A 16,752-nucleotide genomic window follows, 5' to 3' on the forward strand; every position below is an offset into this window, starting at 1 on the left:
GGGCAGGTCGGCGCCTTTTGCGCTTGACTGCACTCCGCCGCCCCTGCACTGAGCGCAGCCAGATGCAACCGCTGCCTGAGCTAAGGATCCGGCCGATGAGTTTTACCTCCAAGGTATTCGAAACCCGCTTGGTCAAGATGGCAGACCGCGAGGAAACCATCGTCGCCGGCGGCCGTCACCTTTTCCCATTGCTGCCGAAGGCGTTTGACGGCATCAAACAGATCGGCGTCATCGGCTGGTCCTCGCAAGGACCGGCCCAGGCGCAAAACCTGCGTGAGTCGCTGGAAGGTTCGGGCATCCGGGTCAAAGTGGGCCTGCGCGAAGGCTCGTCCTCGATGCGGGAGGCCGAGCAGGTCGGCTTCACCGGGGCGAATGGCACTCTGGGGGAGATGTATCAGGTCATTCGCGAAAGCGACATGGCGCTGCTGCTGATTTCCGATGCGGCTTTCGCCGAAAACTACAAGAAGATCCTGGGCGCGTTTCGCCCCGGCGCGACGCTGGGCCTGAGCCATGGCTTCCTGCTGTCCCATTTGCAGGCCCAAGGCGATGACTTCCCGAAGAACATCAACGTCGTTGCCGTCTGTCCCAAGGGCATGGGCCCCTCGGTGCGGCGTCTGTATGAGCAGGGCCGTGAGGTCAACGGTGCCGGCATCAACGCGAGTTTCGCGGTGCACCAGGACGTCAACGGCAAGGCCACAGACTACGCGCTGGGTTGGTCGGTCGCGCTGGGCTCGCCCTACACTTTCGAGACCACACTGGAATCGGAATATAAGTCGGACATCTTCGGGGAGCGCGGCATCTTGCTGGGCGCCGTGCATGGCTTGGCGGAGAGCCTGTATGCCCGCTACACCGGCCAGGGCATGGCGAAGGATGACGCCTACCTCAATACCTCGGAGTCGATCACCGGCCCGATCAGCAAGACGATTTCCCGCTCCGGCCTGAAGGCGGTCTACGAGCAGCTCGATGACACCGAGAAGGCGGCGTTCCGTGATGCCTACAATGCCGCCTATCATCCGTGCCGCGAGATCCTCGAGGAGATTTACGACGACGTCGCCTCCGGCAACGAGGTGCGCAGCGTGATCAACGCCACCCGCCGCCACGCCACCTATCCGATGGGCAAGATCGACAGTACCGATATGTGGACGGTGGGCGAGACGGTGCGGGCCAACACCGGCCGCAATTACGCGCCGATCAATGCCGAGACCGCCGGCGTCTATCTCGCGTGCATGATGGCGCAGGTCGATTTGCTGCAGGACCGGGGCCACCCGTATTCGGAGATCGCCAACGAATCCATTATCGAGGCGGTGGATTCACTCAATCCCTATATGGACTACAAAGGTGTCTCCTACATGGTCGACAACTGCTCGACCACGGCGCGGCTGGGGGCCCGCAAGTGGGCGTCGCGGTTCGACTACATCCTGAAGCAGCAGGCGTTTCCGGCGATCGACCAGAACGCCGTGCAGGACAACACGCCGTTCGATAAGTTCTTGACGAGTAATATCCACGAGGTTTTGCAAGTGTGCGCCAAGCTGCGTCCGTCAGTGGACATCGCGGTGGTGCCGACGCGCGGCGCGGGCTGAGCACGCGCGCCGGGGCTTCAGATGACGTTGGTGCCCCGGGCTAAAGCGGCAATCCCGCTGCGGGACACCTCCGCCAGGCCCAGATTCCGCATCAGCTCGATGAACGCGTCGATTTTCTCCACCGCCCCGGTCAGCTCGAACACAAAGCTCCCCAGCGTGGTGTCCACCACGTGGGCACGAAAGCTATCGGCGATACGCAGCGCTTCGACGCGCTGCTCACCGCTGCCTATCACCTTGACCAGCGCCAGTTCGCGGGCGACGTGCGGGCCGTCCATCGTCAGGTCGGCGACCCGATGCACCGGGACCAGCCGGTCGAGCTGGGCCTTGATCTGCTCGATCACCATGCTGGTTCCGGAAGTAACGATATTGATGCGGCTACGCTGCCCGGCGGCATCGACCGGGGCCACGGTCAGGCTGTCGATGTTGTAGCCGCGGCCGGAGAACAGCCCGATGACGCGCGCCAGCACACCGGACTCGTTATCAACCAGGACCGATATGGTCGCGCTGCGCTGCGTCGTGTCAGTCGGGCTGGGCATCGTCGGAACCAAATGAGAAGGAAGCAAAAACCGGCACGCGCGAGGCCATGCCTCGCGGCGAACCCCTGGCCGCGACCCCGATTGCAAGCGGCAGTGCGATCAGACCAGCGCCATGCCCGCGTCGGTGATGCCGGCGCCGGAGGCTTCATGCTCCGGACCCAGCAGCATTTCACTGTGCGCCGCGCCGCTGGGGATCATCGGGAAGCAATTCTCGGTCTGATCGACCGCGATGTCGGCGATCACCGCGGTCGGGCAATCCAGCATCGCATTGATCACGCCATCCAGCTCATCAACCGATTTCGCCCGCATGCCGGTGGCATGGAACGCCTGCGCCAGCGTGACGAAATCGGGCAGAGCCGCCGAGTAGGTTTCCGAGTAGCGGCTGCCGTGCAACAGTTCCTGCCATTGCCGCACCATGCCCATGTACTGGTTGTTCAGGATAAATACCTTCACCGGCAGGCGATACTGCGCCAGGGTGCCCATTTCCTGGATGTTCATCAGGATCGATGCCTCGCCGGCGATGTCGATCACGCAGGCCTCCGGATGGGCGATCTGCACCCCCATGGCGGCCGGCAGCCCGTATCCCATGGTGCCGAGGCCGCCCGAGGTCATCCAGCGGTTCGGCTTCTCAAAATGGAAATGCTGAGCGGCCCACATCTGGTGCTGTCCGACCTCGGTGGTGATGTAGACCTCCTTGTTGCGGGCTTGGGTGAGCTCGAAGAGCCGCCGGATCGCATGTTGCGGCTTGATGATGCTGCCGGGCTTGGGGTCCTGGGTGAATTTCAGGCTGTCCTTGGCTTTCCAGCCATCGATCTGGCGCCACCAGGACGCCAGCGCGGGCTTGTCCACCGGGTCATCGCTGGCCTGCCAGGCGGCGAGCAACGCACTGAGCGCCTGGCCGGCGTCGGCCATGATCGGCACCTCGACCGGCACGTTCTTGTTGATCGAGGAGCCGTCGATGTCGATGTGGATCTTGCGCGAGCCCTGGCTGAACGCGTTCAGCCGCCCGGTGACCCGGTCGTCGAACCGCGCGCCGACCGCCAGCATCATGTCGCAGCCATGCATCGCGAGATTCGCCTCGTACGTGCCGTGCATGCCCAGCATGCCGAGAAACTGCGGGTCGCTGGCCGGGTAGCAGCCCAGGCCCATCAGCGTATTGGTGATCGGAAACCCGGTGATCCGGGTCAGCCGGGTCAGCGCCTCCGACGCCGCCGGGCCGGCATTGATCACGCCGCCGCCGGCATAGATCATCGGCCGCTTTGCCTGCTTCATCAGGGCCACCGCCTTGGCGATCTGGCCAAGATCGGGTTCGGTGCGCGGCCGGTAGCTGGGATGCTGGGCCGCGGGTTCGGCATAGGGTGCCGGATTGATCACGATATCCTTCGGCAGGTCGATCACCACTGGGCCGGGACGACCGCTGCGGGCGACATAAAACGCCTCGTGCACCACGCGGGCGAGATCCTCGGCCCGCTTGACCAGGTAGTTGTGCTTGGTGGCCGGGCGGGTGATGCCGGTGGTGTCGGCCTCCTGGAAGGCGTCGTTGCCGATCAGGTGCGTCGCCACCTGCCCGGTCAGGCAGACAATCGGAATGCTATCCATCAGCGCATCGACCAGACCGGTTACCGCATTGGTGGCACCCGGACCAGAGGTGACCAGCACAACGCCGACCCGCCCGGTGGAGCGAGCGTAGCCCTCGGCGGCGTGCACCGCGCCGCCTTCCTGGCGAACCAGCACGTGGCGGATCGCGTTCTGCTGGAACAGGGCGTCATAGATCGGCAGCACGGCACCGCCAGGATAGCCGAAGATAACCTCTACGCCCTGATCCTTGAGCGCGCGTAGAAGGATTTCTGCTCCCGACCGGGCCAATTCCGCCGACATACCTTCGGCTCCTGTTGTTGAACACCCGAACGGATAAGCCTCCTGGATGTTAGGGTCAAGCCACGTCTTGAATAAACGTGAACAAATTGACTTGCTCACTTTCCGATAATTGCGTAAATCCGGCATATCTAGCATTGATCGTGCTTACGTCGGTCGCGGGGGCGAGCGGATGATGCCGGAACCATGTCGCCTGCCGCCTGGTGTATTGACCGGTGACCAATTCGGCACGGCGTCCAGCCTGCTGTAATGACAGCGTGCCCCGCAGATGGGCTGCCAGTTCCGGCACGCCGTGGGCGCGCAACGCCGGCAGGCTGGGATCGAGGTTCAACGCCAGCAGCGCCCGCACCTCGCACAGCGCGCCATCGTTCAGCATCGCCCCGAAGCGGGCGGCGATCGCCGCACGCAGCGCATCGCGCGGCGGATCCAGCAGAATGGCTTTGAAGCGCCACGGCGCGGCCGGGCCGCGATTGGCCTGCCACGCCACCAGGCCGCGCCCGGTGCCGCGCCAGACCTCCCAGGCACGGGCAATGCGCTGGCTGTCCTCGGGGTTTAGCCGAGCGGCGGTGGCTGGGTCGACGTGGGCCAGGCTTTTGTGCAGCGGGGCGGCGCCTTGTTCGGCAAGCAGCCGACGAGCCTCGGCGCGGGCCGCTGGCCCGGGGTCAGGAATGTCGGCCAGCCCATCGGTCAGCGCGGCGAAATACATGCCCGAACCGCCGGTCAGGATCGGCAACCGGCCCGCGGCGCGCGTCTCCTCCATCGCGGCCAGCGCCTGGGTCCGCCACCAGGCGACGCTGCCGGCCTCGGCCGCCGGGCGGACACCGTAGAGTCGATGTGGAACCCGCGCCTCCTGTTCCGGCGTGGGACGCGCGGTCAGCACGCGGAGCTCGCGATACACCTGCATCGAGTCGGCGTTGATGATGCAGCCGTCCAGACGTTCGGCGATGGCCAGCGCCAGGGCGGATTTCCCGCTGGCGGTCGGGCCGGCGACGATCAGCGCGAGCGGCAGGTGGGCCATCGAGCGTCCTTATCGATTCTTTTGGTTTGGTTTCCTTGCGCGGTGTTGGGTTCTTGCACGACGTTGGTTCCCTTGCATGGGGCACGGCGCTTTGCCAGGGTCCGGCCGAGATGACCGATATACTCACCATCGTGGCGCAGCGCGAGGCGACCAGCCTGACCCCGGCCCTGCTCAACCAGATCCGCAACGCGGTTCGCGGCGCGCCTCCGGTCGTGCTGTCGGCCGGGGAGGCGGCGGACATTCCGCTGTCGGTGCCGCTGGATCCGGCCGCCCTGCACCAAGCGCTCGGGGACAAGCCGATCGATGCAATCGTGACCAAGAGCCGCGGCCGGCGGAAGGCGCTGCTGATCGCCGATATGGATAGCACCATCATCACCGGCGAGACACTGGATGAACTCGCCGGCCATGCCGGGATCGGCGAGCGGATCGCGGCGATCACGCGGCGGGCGATGAATGGGGAGCTGGATTTCAAGGCCGCCCTGCGTGAGCGCGTGGCGATGCTCAAGGGGCTGGATCTGGCGGCGCTGGAGAGCACGTGGCAGCAGGTCCGGCTGACCCAAGGGGCGGCCGAGCTGGTGGCGACGATGCGGGCCCGCGGTGCGCTGACCGCGCTGGTGTCCGGCGGCTTCAGCTTCTTTACCGCCAGGGTGGCGGCCAGGCTTGGCTTCGATGTGCATCGGTCGAATCTGCTGCTGGACGATGGCGCGAGGCTGACCGGGCAGGTGGCGGAGCCGATCCGGGACCGCGATAGCAAGTTGGCGGCTTTGCATGAGCTTGCCGCCCAGCGCGGGGTCAGGCTGCACGCCACGCTAGCCGTCGGCGATGGGGCGAATGACCTCGATATGATCCGCGCCGCCGGCCTCGGCGTTGCGTTTCACGCCAAGCCGGTGGTTGCGAGCCAAGCGCGGACCAGGGTTGAGCACGCCGATTTGCGCGCGCTGCTGTTCGCCCAAGGGTATCCGGCCTCGGCGTTCGTGGTCTCGCGATGGGATCGGCCCGGCGCCTGAACCGTCGGGCGATGGCGCGGCTTGGAGGCGGCTTGAAAGTTAATCGGTTGTTAATCCTGGGGTCCCTATGCTGGTCGCAGCCTTTCGCGCCGACATGCTCAGCACAGTTCAGGAACCCACGCCGTGCGGTCGATGCCCCATCTGAAGATCAGCACCTCGCTTTACATCCTGTTCGGCCTCGCTGCGCTGCTGCTGAGCGGCCAAGCCGTCAATTCCTCGATCCGAGCTGTGCATCAGGAACGTCAGGCCAGCCGCGCCGAGCAGCTTGCGGCGGCGAACCGCTACCTCTTCGTTGCGCTGCAGGCAGCCCGACAAGAGCGTGGGCCGACCAGGGCGGCGCTGGAAGCGCCCGAACCGGCTGACCCTGGCTTCACCGCCAGCCTGCCGCCGTTGCGCGCCAAGGTGGGCCCCGCGCTGGACGCGCTGTTCGCGGCCTGTGCCAAGGTCGAATGCACCACCGCCAACCAGATCGCGGTGCTGCGCAAGGCGCTGCGGAAGGTCGCGGCGATCCGTCCCGAGGTCGATGCCGCGCTGCGCCAGACGCTGGCGGCAAGACCGGCCGGAATCGCTCGGCAATGGAACGACGGCGCGACCGCGCTGATCGACAGCCTGGAGCGGATCTCGCTCGCGCTCAGCGACCAGATCCGCATGCTCGACCCGGTGATCGCCGAGCTGGTGGCGATCAAGGAGGCGTCTTACGTGGTGCGCGACGGAGCCGGCCTGGAGCGCAACGACATCGAGGCCGCGATGGCCGCCCGGGCGCTGACCCCGCAGCTCATGGCAGGGATGGCGAAGCTGCGCGGCGAGGTCGGCGCCGGCTGGCACCTGCTGCACGATCTGATCGACCGGCCCGGTGTTCCAACGCCGGTCTTGGTCGCGGTGAATGCGGCTAATGACGGATATTTCGGCAGCTTCATCAAGCTGCGCACCGCGATCGAGCAGGCTGTGGCGAAAGGCGCCGAACCGCCGATCTCGGACGCCGAGCTGGTGCACGCGTCGAACGCCGCGCTGGACCTGCTGGTGGCGATCCCGATGGCCGCGCTGGACGCCATCGTCGCCCATGTCGATGCGGAACTGCGCCGGGCGGAGGCGATGCTGGTTGTGCAGATCGGCGTGCTGGTGGTGTCGCTCGGCGTCGCGCTGTTGGGCTTCGGCGTGGCGTGGCGACGCGTGGCGCGGCCGATCAACGTGGTCTCGGCCGCGATGTCGCGGGTGGCGGGCGGCGAGCTTGCGATCGAAGTGCCATACCGCGACCGCGGCGACGAGGTCGGCAGCCTGGCCCAGGCGCTGGAGATTTTCCGGCAGAACGCACTCGCCAGGCAGCGGATGGAGGCGGACCAACATGCCGAATACGAGGCCAAGCAATGCCGGGCGCAACGGCTGCAGCAACTGACTGATGGCTTCGAGCAACAGGTCGCGCAACTGCTGCGAATGCTGTCCTCGCAAGCGACGGAAATGGAGACCACCGCGCAAACGCTGACCGCGACCGCGGAGCAGAGCAGCCGGCAGGCGAACGCCGTCGCCGCGGCGTCGGAGCAGACGTCGGTCAATGTGCAGACGGTGGCGACTGCGACTGAGGAGTTGTCTGCCGCCAGCGGCGAAATCGGCCGCCAGGTGGGCGGATCGGCGGCGGTCGCACGCAAGGCGGTGGACGAGGCGGAGCGCACCAACGCCACGGTGCAGCAACTGTCGCTCGGGGCCCAGCGCATCGGCGAGGTGATCGGCCTGATCCAGAGCATTGCCGGGCAGACCAACCTGCTGGCGCTGAACGCGACGATCGAGGCGGCGCGGGCGGGTGATGCCGGCAAGGGGTTCGCGGTTGTCGCTTCCGACGTAAAGTCGCTGGCGACCCAGACGGCCAAGGCGGCGGAGGAAATCTCCACCCAGGTCGCCGACATTCAGGCCAGCACCGGCGAAGCGGTGAAGGCGATCCAGGGCATCGCCGGCACCATCGAGACCATTAGCCAGATCGCCACCACGATCGCCAGTGCGACCGAGGAGCAAAGCGCGGCCACGCACGAGATTGCCCGCAACGTCCAGGAAGCGGCGCGCGGCACGCAAGAGGTGTCGGGCAACATCGCGGGTGTGACGCAGGCTTCAACCGCGGTCAGCGACGCCGCGACCCAGGTGCTCGGCGCGGCCGGCATGGTCGCCGCGCAGTCGGATCGACTGAAGCAGGGGATCGAGGACTTCCTGGCGGCGGTGAAGGCGGCTTAGCGGCTTCCGGTCACCTCTAAAGCCAGATCGTGATGTGTGGCCGCGGGCCCCAGGCAGGCGTGCGATCTTACCGCGTCGCGATAAAGAACAACCGTGGGAACGCCAGCAGCACGGACCCGTCCGGCAGGGTCGGGTAGGCATCAACCAGTGCCGCCCGGTAGGCCGACAGAAACCCCTTGGTCTCGGCCGTGTCCAATGGCGCCAGGAAGGGCCGCAATCCGCTGCCCTTGAACCATTCGATCACCGCGTCGGTGCCGCCTGTCAGCACGTGGTGATAGGTGGTGCGCCACACATCGACCCGCGCCGCGTGGGGCCGCAGCAGGGCGTAGTACCACTCGGCTGGCAGACGCGGCGCCCGGCTATCGGCGGCGCCGGCCAGCTTGCCCGACCATGGGCCGCCCGCCGCCACCTCGCGCATAAGCCGGTGCGCCGGCTCGTCCAGGTTGTCCGGCATCTGCACCGCCAGCCATCCGCCGGTCGCCAGCTTCGCGACCAGCCGGGGCATCAGCGCCGCGTGATCCGGCAGCCATTGCAGCGACGCATTGGCCAGAATCAGGTCGAACCCGGCGGGCGCATCCCAGGCGGCGATATCAGCCAGATCGAACCGCAGCTTCGGCAGCCGTTGCCTGGCGGCCTTGATCATGTCGGGGGAACTGTCCAGACCGAGGATCTCGGCGGTGGGAAAACGCGCCGCCAGGACTTCGGTGGAGTTTCCCGGCCCGCAGCCGAGATCGACCGCCTGGCGCACCTCGCCCGATGGCATGGCGCCGACCAGATCGCGCACCGGGCGGGTCCGCTCCTGCTCGAAACCGGTGTACTGCGCAGCCGACCAGGACACGACGTCTACCCGGGCTGCTTGTCCTTGGCGGCGGGAACCTTGGACAGCGACAGTGGCACATACTGCACGCCCCCCTCGCGCTGGATCAGCATCAGCACGAACTTGCGGTCGGCCTTGCGGGCCGCGTCGACCTGCTTGCGCACATCGTCGGGTGAAGTGACCTCGCCCTGCTGCACTTCCATGATGACATCGCCCGGCTTCAGGCCACGTTCCGCCGCCGGCGTGTTGGGCGAGACGTCGGTGATGACCACGCCCTTCTGGCTATCCTGCAGTTGGAACTTGTCCTTCAATTCCTGACTGACTGGCGCGATCTTGAGGCCCAGCCCGGAAATCGCGGTCGGCTTGGTGGCGTCGGCCGGCTTGGTGGCATCAGCCGAGGCAAGCTGCTCGTCGGCCGGACGCTCCGCCAGGACCGTCTGCACCGTCATTTCCTTGCCGTCGCGCCACAGCACCACCGGCACGTCCTTGCCGACCGTAGAGTCGGCCACGATGCGCGGCAGGTTGTGCATCTCCTTCACGTCCTGGCCATCGAACTTCAGGATGATGTCGCCGCTGTGGATCTTCGCCTTCTCGGCTGGCCCGCCGTCAGTGATGCCGGCCACCATGGCGCCGGAGGCGTCCTTCAGTCCCAGGCTCTCGGCGATATCGGGCGTCACTTGCTGGATCTTCACGCCCAGCCAGCCGCGCCTTGGGTGGCCGTACTGCTTCAACTGGGCGACAATGTTCTTCGCCATGTTGGACGGGATCGAGAAGCCGATCCCGATTGAACCGCCGGATGGCGAGAAGATCGCGGTGTTGATGCCGATCACCTGGCCGCTCATGTTGAACAGCGGACCGCCCGAGTTGCCGCGGTTGATCGCGGCGTCGGTCTGGATGAAGTCGTCATACTGGCCCTGATGGATGTCGCGTCCCCGGGCCGAGACGATGCCCGCGGTGACGGTGCCACCCAGGCCGAACGGGTTGCCGATCGCCAGCACCCAATCGCCGACACGGGACTGGCTGGAGTCACCAAATTCGACCGTCGGCAGCGGCTTGTCGGCCTTCACCTTCAGCAGCGCGATATCGCCGCTTTCGTCACGCCCGACGATTTCGGCCTTCAGGGTGGTATTGTCCTGCAGCGTGACCGACACCTCGTCGGCGCCCTCGATCACGTGATTATTGGTGACCACGTAGCCCGCCGGATCGATGATGAAGCCCGAACCGAGGCTCTGCGCGCGGCGTGGCGGCGGCTGGTTGTCGCCGCCATTGCCGCCCTGGCCGGGACGGTTGCGGTTGAGGAAATCCTTGAAGAACTGCTCGAACGGCGACCCCGGCGGGAACATCGGAATCTCCGGACCAGCGCCGGGGCCGCCGTTTTTCGCGGTGATCGTCTGGCTGGACGACACATTGACCACGGCAGGCAGCAGTTTCGCCGCCAGATCGGCGAAGCTGTCGGGAGCGGGGCGCGCGTGTGCCGGTTGCATCAGCGGCACGGCCGGGGTCACCAGCGCAAAGGACGCACCCAGCAGGAAGACGCGGGCAACGGTGGAGCGGAATAGGCGCATGATAGGTTTCCCTGGCGAATTAGCCGCATATGGTCCGGAATTCAGAAGCTGGTATCCCGAGTGCAAGGTTTGCCATAGCAGGCTAACCCAGCCTCGCGCCACTGGCTGTTTGCTGGCAGTGGCCTGCTTATCGTCAGCGTCCCCCGCATGGTGCGGCAGTTCGGCGGCAGGATATTATTGCCTCGAGCCCGAAGTTCGGCATATCAGGCGAACATCGGCCTCGCGATTAGCTGTTTGTTTTCAGTGGCCTGCTGATCCCACACGTCTGCCGCCAAGTGCGACGAACCTCTGGAGCGAAACACCAGCAATTTATCCACCGGAACACACGCGGGGGTTCCGCCGAATTCGCATCGTGTTGCATTCAATTTAGGGCAACGGACTGGCCGGCGGCGCCTGCAGCAGTCGCAGGTAATCGTTGTCCGGGCTGATCACCAGCCTGGCCGTACCGCTTTCGAAAATATCGTGGTAGCCCTGCAAGGTGCGCCAGAATGAGAAGAATGCCGGATCCTGGCCGAACGCCTTGGCATAGATCGCGGTCGCCTGGCCCTGGCCTTCACCCCGCAGGTTGTCGGCGGTCGCCCTGGCGTCGGCGAGCAAGACCGTGCGCTCGCGTTCGGCGTCGGCCTTGATCTTTTGCGACGCCTCGGCGCCCTCGGCTCTGGCCTGGGCGGCGACCCGCTGTCGTTCGGATTGCATCCGCGACAGGATCGCGTCGGTGTTTTCCTTCGGCAGGTCGGCGCGCCGGATGCGGACGTCGACGATGGTGACGCCGAAATTCGCCATCTCGGTGTTCACCTGGCCGCGGATGGTGGACATGATGTGCTCACGGTCCGCCGACAGCACGTCGAGCAGCTTGTTATTGCCCAGCACCCGCCGCAGGCTGCCGGTAACCACCGAATTCAGCCGGCCGTCGATGTTGTCCGCGATCGGTCCGATCGCCTGGTAGAAGCGCAGCGGGTTGGTGATGCGAAACACGGTGAACGTGTCGACGATCAGCCGGCGCTGGTCGCCGAGGATGACTTCCTCGCCCGGCAGTTCAACCGACAGCAGGCGGTTATCGAAGGTGATGACGTTCTGCGCGATCGGCCATTTGGCGTGCAGGCCGGGGTCCTCGATCGGGCGCACAACCCTGCCGAATTGCAGCACCAGGGCCTGCTCGGTCTGGGTGACGATGAACAGGCTGGCGCTGGCCAGGACGCCCAGCACGACCAAAAGTGCGATGGCGGCGATGCCGACGCGGGTCATCGACTGGCTCCGACGGAGGTGGACGAGTCCGGAGCGGACGAGGTCGGGGCAGACGAGGCCGGGGCGGACGAGGGCGCGGCGGACGAGGGCGCGACGGACGAGAGCGGGGCGCCGGGTTTCGCCGGTGGCACCTTGAGCGGCAGGAACGGCACCAGTCCCTTCAGCTTGTCGTCAACGATCAGCGGTTGGGCGTGCGCCATCACGTCCTCCATGGTGTCCAGATACATCCGGCGCACGGTGACGTCCTTGGCCTTTTGGTAGGCTTTCAATACGCTGTCGAACTGCTGCGCCTGACCGTTCGCCTGAGCCACCGAGGCGGCCTTCGCGCCCTGGCCCTCAGCGACGATTCGGGCCGCCTCACCCCGCGCGCGGGGCACAATGTCATTGCGGTAGGATTCGGCTTCGTTGCGCATCCTCTCGGCGTCGGTGTTGGCCCGCTGGACGTCGCGGAAACTTTCGATCACCGCCGCCGGCGGATCGACCTTCTGCAACTGCACCTGGGTGATTTCCACCCCGGCCTTGTAGCGGTCGAGGATTTGCTGGGTCTGCTTCAGCACGTCAGCCTCGATCTGGCCACGCAACGGACCTAGCACGGGCTGGATTGGCGAGCGGCCGATCACCTCCCGCATCGAGCTTTCGGCCACGGCGCGCACCAGGGTTTCCGGGCTGGCGGTATTGAACAGGAAGGCCGCCGCGTCGCTGATCCGCCAGAATATGGCGACGTCGATGTCGATGATGTTCTCGTCGCCGGTCAGCATCAGGCTTTCGGCCAGGACTTGGCGGCTGGGCGCCTGTTGACCGGCCTCGATGTTGCCGCTGCTGGGGGTCGAGCGGTAGCCGATTTCAGTGCGGTTGATCCGGGTGACGGTGGGAAGCTCGACCGACTCGACTGGCCAGGGCAGATGCCAGTGCAGGCCGGGGGGTGTCCAATACGCGTAGGCGCCGAACCGCATCACGACGCCCTGCTCGTCGGGCTGCACGCGGTAAAATCCGCTGCCGAACCAGACCACGACGACGAGCAGCAGCAGAAACACCAGGCCGCGGCCGTTGCCGAAGCTGGCGAACGGACCGCCGCTGGACCGCCCGCCGGACCCACCACCCACCAGGCCGCGGATGAAGCCCTGCGCCTGGGCGATGATGCGGTCGAGGTCGGGGCCGCCGCCACCGCCGAACGGACCTCCGCCGAACGGACCTCCGCCACTGCCGAACGGGCCGCCGGGGCGCGGGCCGCGTGGCCCTCCTGGCTTGCCGTCACCGCCACGCCCGGGTCCGCGATCCGGGTCCGGGCGATCGCCGCCGTCATTGCCGCCTTTGTTGCCCCACGGGCCTTGCGTCGGTTTCTTGTCGCCGTTTCCGCCAGACGAGCCAGAGCCAGAGCCAGACGAGCCAGAGCCAGATGAGCCGGGCGGATTGCCCCAAGGTCCGGGACCGCCGTTGTTCCAAGACATCCGGAGTGGCTCCTGTCGAATCGCCCAATGGAATCGCCGGCTGCGCGAGCCGTTGGCGGAAACGCCATGCCGCGCCATATCGTTATGGACAGGCGCACACGGCGCGGTGCTTATCCGCCGGCCGTCCCAGCTTTGCAAGATGAGGGTTCACATCGCCATGGCCGAGACTTCCGCCGAGGCTCTGCGCACCGCGCTGCGGGCGATCAAGGACCCCGCCTCGGGGCAGGATATCGTCACGGCCGGCCTGGTGGAGGCGATCGAGGTTCGCGGCGGCCTGGTACAAACGACGTTGCTGACCGATCGCGCCCATGCCGCGGCGATGGAGCCGGTGCGGCGAGAGGCCGAGGCCCTGCTGATGCGCCAGCCTGGCGTAAGCAATGCCACCGCAATCCTGACCGCCCATAAGACGCCCCCGGCTGCCGCGGCGGCCCACTCGACCGCCGCTGGAGTGGCGCCAGGGGCGGGGCAGGCGCGCCGGGCGCCCGGCGGCAAACCGGCGTTGCTGCTGCCCGAGGTGAAGGCGATCGTCGCCGTCGCGTCGGGCAAGGGCGGCGTCGGCAAATCCACCGTCGCGGTCAATCTGGCGGTGTCGTTGGCCAGGCAGGGCCACAAGGTCGGCCTGCTGGATGCCGATATCTACGGCCCCAGCCTGCCGCGCATGGTCGGGCTGAACCGCAAGCCACAAGTGCGCGGCGACAAGATGATCCCGCTGCAGGCGTGGGGATTGGCGTGCATGTCGATCGGCTTCCTGGTGGATGAGGAAACCGCGATGATCTGGCGTGGCCCGATGGTGATGGGCGCGCTGGAACAGATGATGGGGCAGGTCGAATGGGGGCCGCTCGACGTCCTCGTGGTGGACATGCCGCCCGGCACCGGGGATGCCCAATTGACCATGGCCCAGCGCGTCGCGCTGACCGGCGCGGTGATCGTCTCGACGCCGCAGGACATCGCCCTGATCGACGCCCGCCGCGGCGTGCGCATGTTCGAAAAGACCAAGGTGCCGGTCCTCGGTCTGGTGGAAAACATGAGCTTCTACTGCTGTCCGAACTGCGGCCATCGCGCCGATATCTTCGGCCACGGCGGGGCGAAGGCCGAGGCGGTTCGGCTGGGCACGGAATTTCTTGGCGAGATTCCGTTGCTGCTGGACATTCGGACCGCCTCGGACGCCGGCACCCCGATCGCCGCGTCGGCGCCGGAAAGCGAGGCGGCCAAGGCTTACGCTACCCTGGCTGCCCGGGTGTGGGAGAAGCTGTCCGACGCCACGGCCGCGCGCGCCAGCGGGCCGCGGATCGTCATCGATTGACCGGATTTTGCCTGACCCGGGTTTTGCCTGACCCGCGCTTTGCCCGAAAGGGGTGGCCGAAGGCGCTACGGTTCATGACGTGACTGCCCTGGCCGAGCTTGGGGCGGGGTGGCATGCGGCGGCTCCGGCCTTGCCATGACCGGTGCCGGACGTGGCGGTTCAACACGCTGCGCCGGCGGCGCGGGTCGCGGCGGTTCGGCGCGGGGCGCGACGCGCTGCGGCTCCGGGTGCACCACCGCTGGAACCGGGCGCGCCGGCTCTGGCCGCGGCGGCTCGGGATGGGAGACGGCGGGCGCGGCCGGGCGCAGCGGCTGCCCCGGGGTCACGACCCGCGGCATCGCGGCAGCGGACGTTGCCGGACCGGGATGTGGCGGCGGTGCGGAGTGCGCCTCGGTCCGAGGTGCGACGTTCGGCGCCAATGGCGCATGGGGACCCACCGGATGCAGCGCGCCCGGGGTCGTGCCGGGCATTGCGCCGGGTCTGACCCCATTCGGCTCGCCAGGGCGAGGCTCGATCGGTGCGACCCCGGCGGGATGTCCGGGCGCCGGCCCAGTGACGTCCGCCGGGCGAACGCCCCCCGGGCGTCCCGGCTCGCCTGGCCTGCCGCCGGCGGTCACCAAGGCTGGGCGGACGAAGCCGGTGCGGCCGGGTGCTTGGGCGCGAACGGCGGGACCCGGCGCCGGATGCGCCATCGCGGCCGGCGACAGGTTCAACTGACGCGCGACCACCGGCGTGACCCCGGCGGTCGTCGCGACCGGCCGCAGCGGTTGCTGCCCAAAGATCGGACGCGCGGCGGCGAACTGTTGCGCCGTCAGCGGCCGAGCCACCGCCTGCACCGGGCGTGAGGCGGTCATCGCGGCGGCCGGGATGGATGTCGCCGCCGCTCGGTTGATATATTGATTTATCGTAACGTTATTGTTCCTGGTCAGATGGGTGATGTTAGTGACGTGGGATACGTTGACCTGCCGGATGTAATTGTTCGAGGCGTGATACCAGGGGTGAAATTCCTCGCGCGGGCCGAGCGGCACCCAGCCGATCGAACCCGAGGCCAGCGCCGCGCCCAATGCCACGCCCGCGCCGATACCGATGAAGCTGACCAACGCCGGCGCATAGACCGGCGGACTGGCGACGGCAACCGTGCCGGGTGTCCAGGCCCAGCGGTCGCCGATCCGCAGCCAGCGGCCATAATGGAACGGTGCGAAACCCCAAGAAGCATCGTCGACCCAGGTCCAGCCCCAAGGCGCGACATAGGCCCAATGGCCCTCACGGTATGGCACCCAGGTGGCCGGCACCGGCGGGTACCAGACCTCACCGTAAGCCGGGGCCTGGCTCCAGCTTCCGGTGCCGATCAAATCGCTGCCACCGGGCATCGCGACGACCTGGGCCGGGATGGCCGGCACCGGCGCCGGGGGCGGTCGTTCCGCATTCAGACGTTCAGTCAGGAACGCGTCGCGCAGCAACGGACCGGCGCTCCCCTGGAAACTGTCGGTCCCGGTGATCGTGGCGGTGTGGTTGGCGGCCACCTGCAGCGACACGCTGGGCCCTTCGATCTGGGCGGACCCATCGAGCACGGTGATCAGCGTCGGCTGCTCGGTGGTGCCGGCGACGATGTCGTAACGTCCGTTACCACCCAGCCGGACCTGTCCGCGCGGAGTCTGGATCGACCACGCCTCATTCGGCCCCAGGTCGCGCAGGTGAAGATAGACCTCGCCCTGGGTGGCGACGCCCTGCAATCCGGCGGCGTCCAGCGCGGCCACGTCGAACTCGGTGGCGCCGGCCATGGCGATGCGGCTGGCCGAGACTTCCAGTTGCGCCTCGGATGATGCCTCGGTCCAGAACGAATTGCCGCTGCTGACCGGGTAGTTCTGGGTCGCCGCGCTCCATTGCGTGTCGCCGGGGTTATGGAACGAGACCGGTCCGGTCATGACGGCAATCCGACCGACCCGTTCGGGAGGGTCGGCCTGATTGAGATCGGGACGGCCCTGGCCCGGTGCCGGCAGCGCCGGGGGTGCCGGTTGGGCCAGCGCGCGCGGTGGCAGTGTCGTATCCCACAGCAGCGCTGTCAGCGCCGCGGTTGCGGTCAGGCGGAACAGGCGGCCATTTTGTTGCATCGTATCGAATCCGATCGCTGTGGAACTGGA

12 protein-coding genes are annotated in these 16,752 nt (G+C 67.1%); 4 read left to right on the top strand and 8 right to left on the bottom strand.

The window, feature by feature from the left end:
• Positions 1-95: 95 nt before the first annotated feature.
• Positions 96-1,580: a hypothetical protein gene (locus ACQY4Y_RS07930; protein ID WP_428490008.1), complete on the top strand. Its 1,485-nt coding sequence runs from the start codon at positions 96-98 to the stop codon at positions 1,578-1,580.
• 17 nt (positions 1,581-1,597) lie between these two features.
• On the opposite strand, the gene ilvN is transcribed toward ACQY4Y_RS07930, so the two are convergent.
• From ilvN to miaA, 3 genes are all read right to left on the bottom strand, one after another.
• Entirely contained in the window at positions 1,598-2,116 is a 519-nt protein-coding gene (gene ilvN, locus ACQY4Y_RS07935; protein ID WP_428490009.1) for an acetolactate synthase small subunit, read from the bottom strand.
• A 99-nt stretch (positions 2,117-2,215) separates the two neighbouring features.
• On the bottom strand, positions 2,216-3,994 hold the full coding sequence (locus ACQY4Y_RS07940; RefSeq protein WP_428490010.1) for an acetolactate synthase 3 large subunit: 1,779 nt from the start codon (positions 3,992-3,994) through the stop codon (positions 2,216-2,218).
• A gap of 55 nt (positions 3,995-4,049) precedes the next feature.
• Positions 4,050-5,009: a tRNA (adenosine(37)-N6)-dimethylallyltransferase MiaA gene (gene miaA, locus ACQY4Y_RS07945; protein WP_428490011.1), complete on the bottom strand. Its 960-nt coding sequence runs from the start codon at positions 5,007-5,009 to the stop codon at positions 4,050-4,052.
• A 110-nt stretch (positions 5,010-5,119) separates the two neighbouring features.
• Here miaA and serB point away from each other — a divergent pair, with 110 nt between their 5' ends.
• Positions 5,120-6,016 carry a phosphoserine phosphatase SerB gene (gene serB / locus ACQY4Y_RS07950; protein WP_428490012.1) on the top strand — a complete coding sequence of 299 codons (897 nt, stop codon included), beginning with the start codon at positions 5,120-5,122 and terminating at the stop codon, positions 6,014-6,016.
• A gap of 132 nt (positions 6,017-6,148) precedes the next feature.
• On the top strand, positions 6,149-8,233 hold the full coding sequence (locus tag ACQY4Y_RS07955; protein WP_428490759.1) for a methyl-accepting chemotaxis protein: 2,085 nt from the start codon (positions 6,149-6,151) through the stop codon (positions 8,231-8,233).
• Between the two features lie 67 nt (positions 8,234-8,300).
• Here the strand turns inward: ACQY4Y_RS07955 and tam are convergent, their stop codons facing one another.
• From tam to hflK, 4 genes are all read right to left on the bottom strand, one after another.
• Positions 8,301-9,071, bottom strand: coding sequence for a trans-aconitate 2-methyltransferase (gene tam, locus ACQY4Y_RS07960; RefSeq protein ID WP_428490013.1), 771 nt, complete (start codon positions 9,069-9,071; stop codon positions 8,301-8,303).
• A gap of 5 nt (positions 9,072-9,076) precedes the next feature.
• Entirely contained in the window at positions 9,077-10,615 is a 1,539-nt protein-coding gene (locus ACQY4Y_RS07965) for a DegQ family serine endoprotease (protein WP_428490014.1), read from the bottom strand.
• Between the two features lie 366 nt (positions 10,616-10,981).
• Positions 10,982-11,860, bottom strand: coding sequence for a protease modulator HflC (hflC, locus tag ACQY4Y_RS07970; RefSeq protein ID WP_428490015.1), 879 nt, complete (start codon positions 11,858-11,860; stop codon positions 10,982-10,984).
• The gene (hflK, locus tag ACQY4Y_RS07975) at positions 11,857-13,308 is read right to left on the bottom strand and encodes an FtsH protease activity modulator HflK (RefSeq protein WP_428490016.1); all 1,452 of its coding nucleotides are present in this window, start codon (positions 13,306-13,308) and stop codon (positions 11,857-11,859) included. The genes hflC and hflK overlap by 4 nt, the downstream gene beginning before the upstream one ends.
• A gap of 157 nt (positions 13,309-13,465) precedes the next feature.
• Between hflK and ACQY4Y_RS07980 the strand changes: the two genes are divergently transcribed.
• Positions 13,466-14,611: an Mrp/NBP35 family ATP-binding protein gene (locus ACQY4Y_RS07980; protein WP_428490017.1), complete on the top strand. Its 1,146-nt coding sequence runs from the start codon at positions 13,466-13,468 to the stop codon at positions 14,609-14,611.
• Positions 14,612-14,676: 65 nt separating this feature from the next.
• On the opposite strand, the gene ACQY4Y_RS07985 is transcribed toward ACQY4Y_RS07980, so the two are convergent.
• Positions 14,677-16,722 (bottom strand): DUF6600 domain-containing protein, encoded by a 2,046-nt coding sequence (locus ACQY4Y_RS07985; protein WP_428490018.1) that lies wholly within the window; start codon positions 16,720-16,722, stop codon positions 14,677-14,679.
• Between the last annotated feature and the right edge of the window lie 30 nt (positions 16,723-16,752).

Source organism: Rhodopila sp. (assembly GCF_965277165.1).
Taxonomy (GTDB): domain Bacteria; phylum Pseudomonadota; class Alphaproteobacteria; order Acetobacterales; family Acetobacteraceae; genus Rhodopila.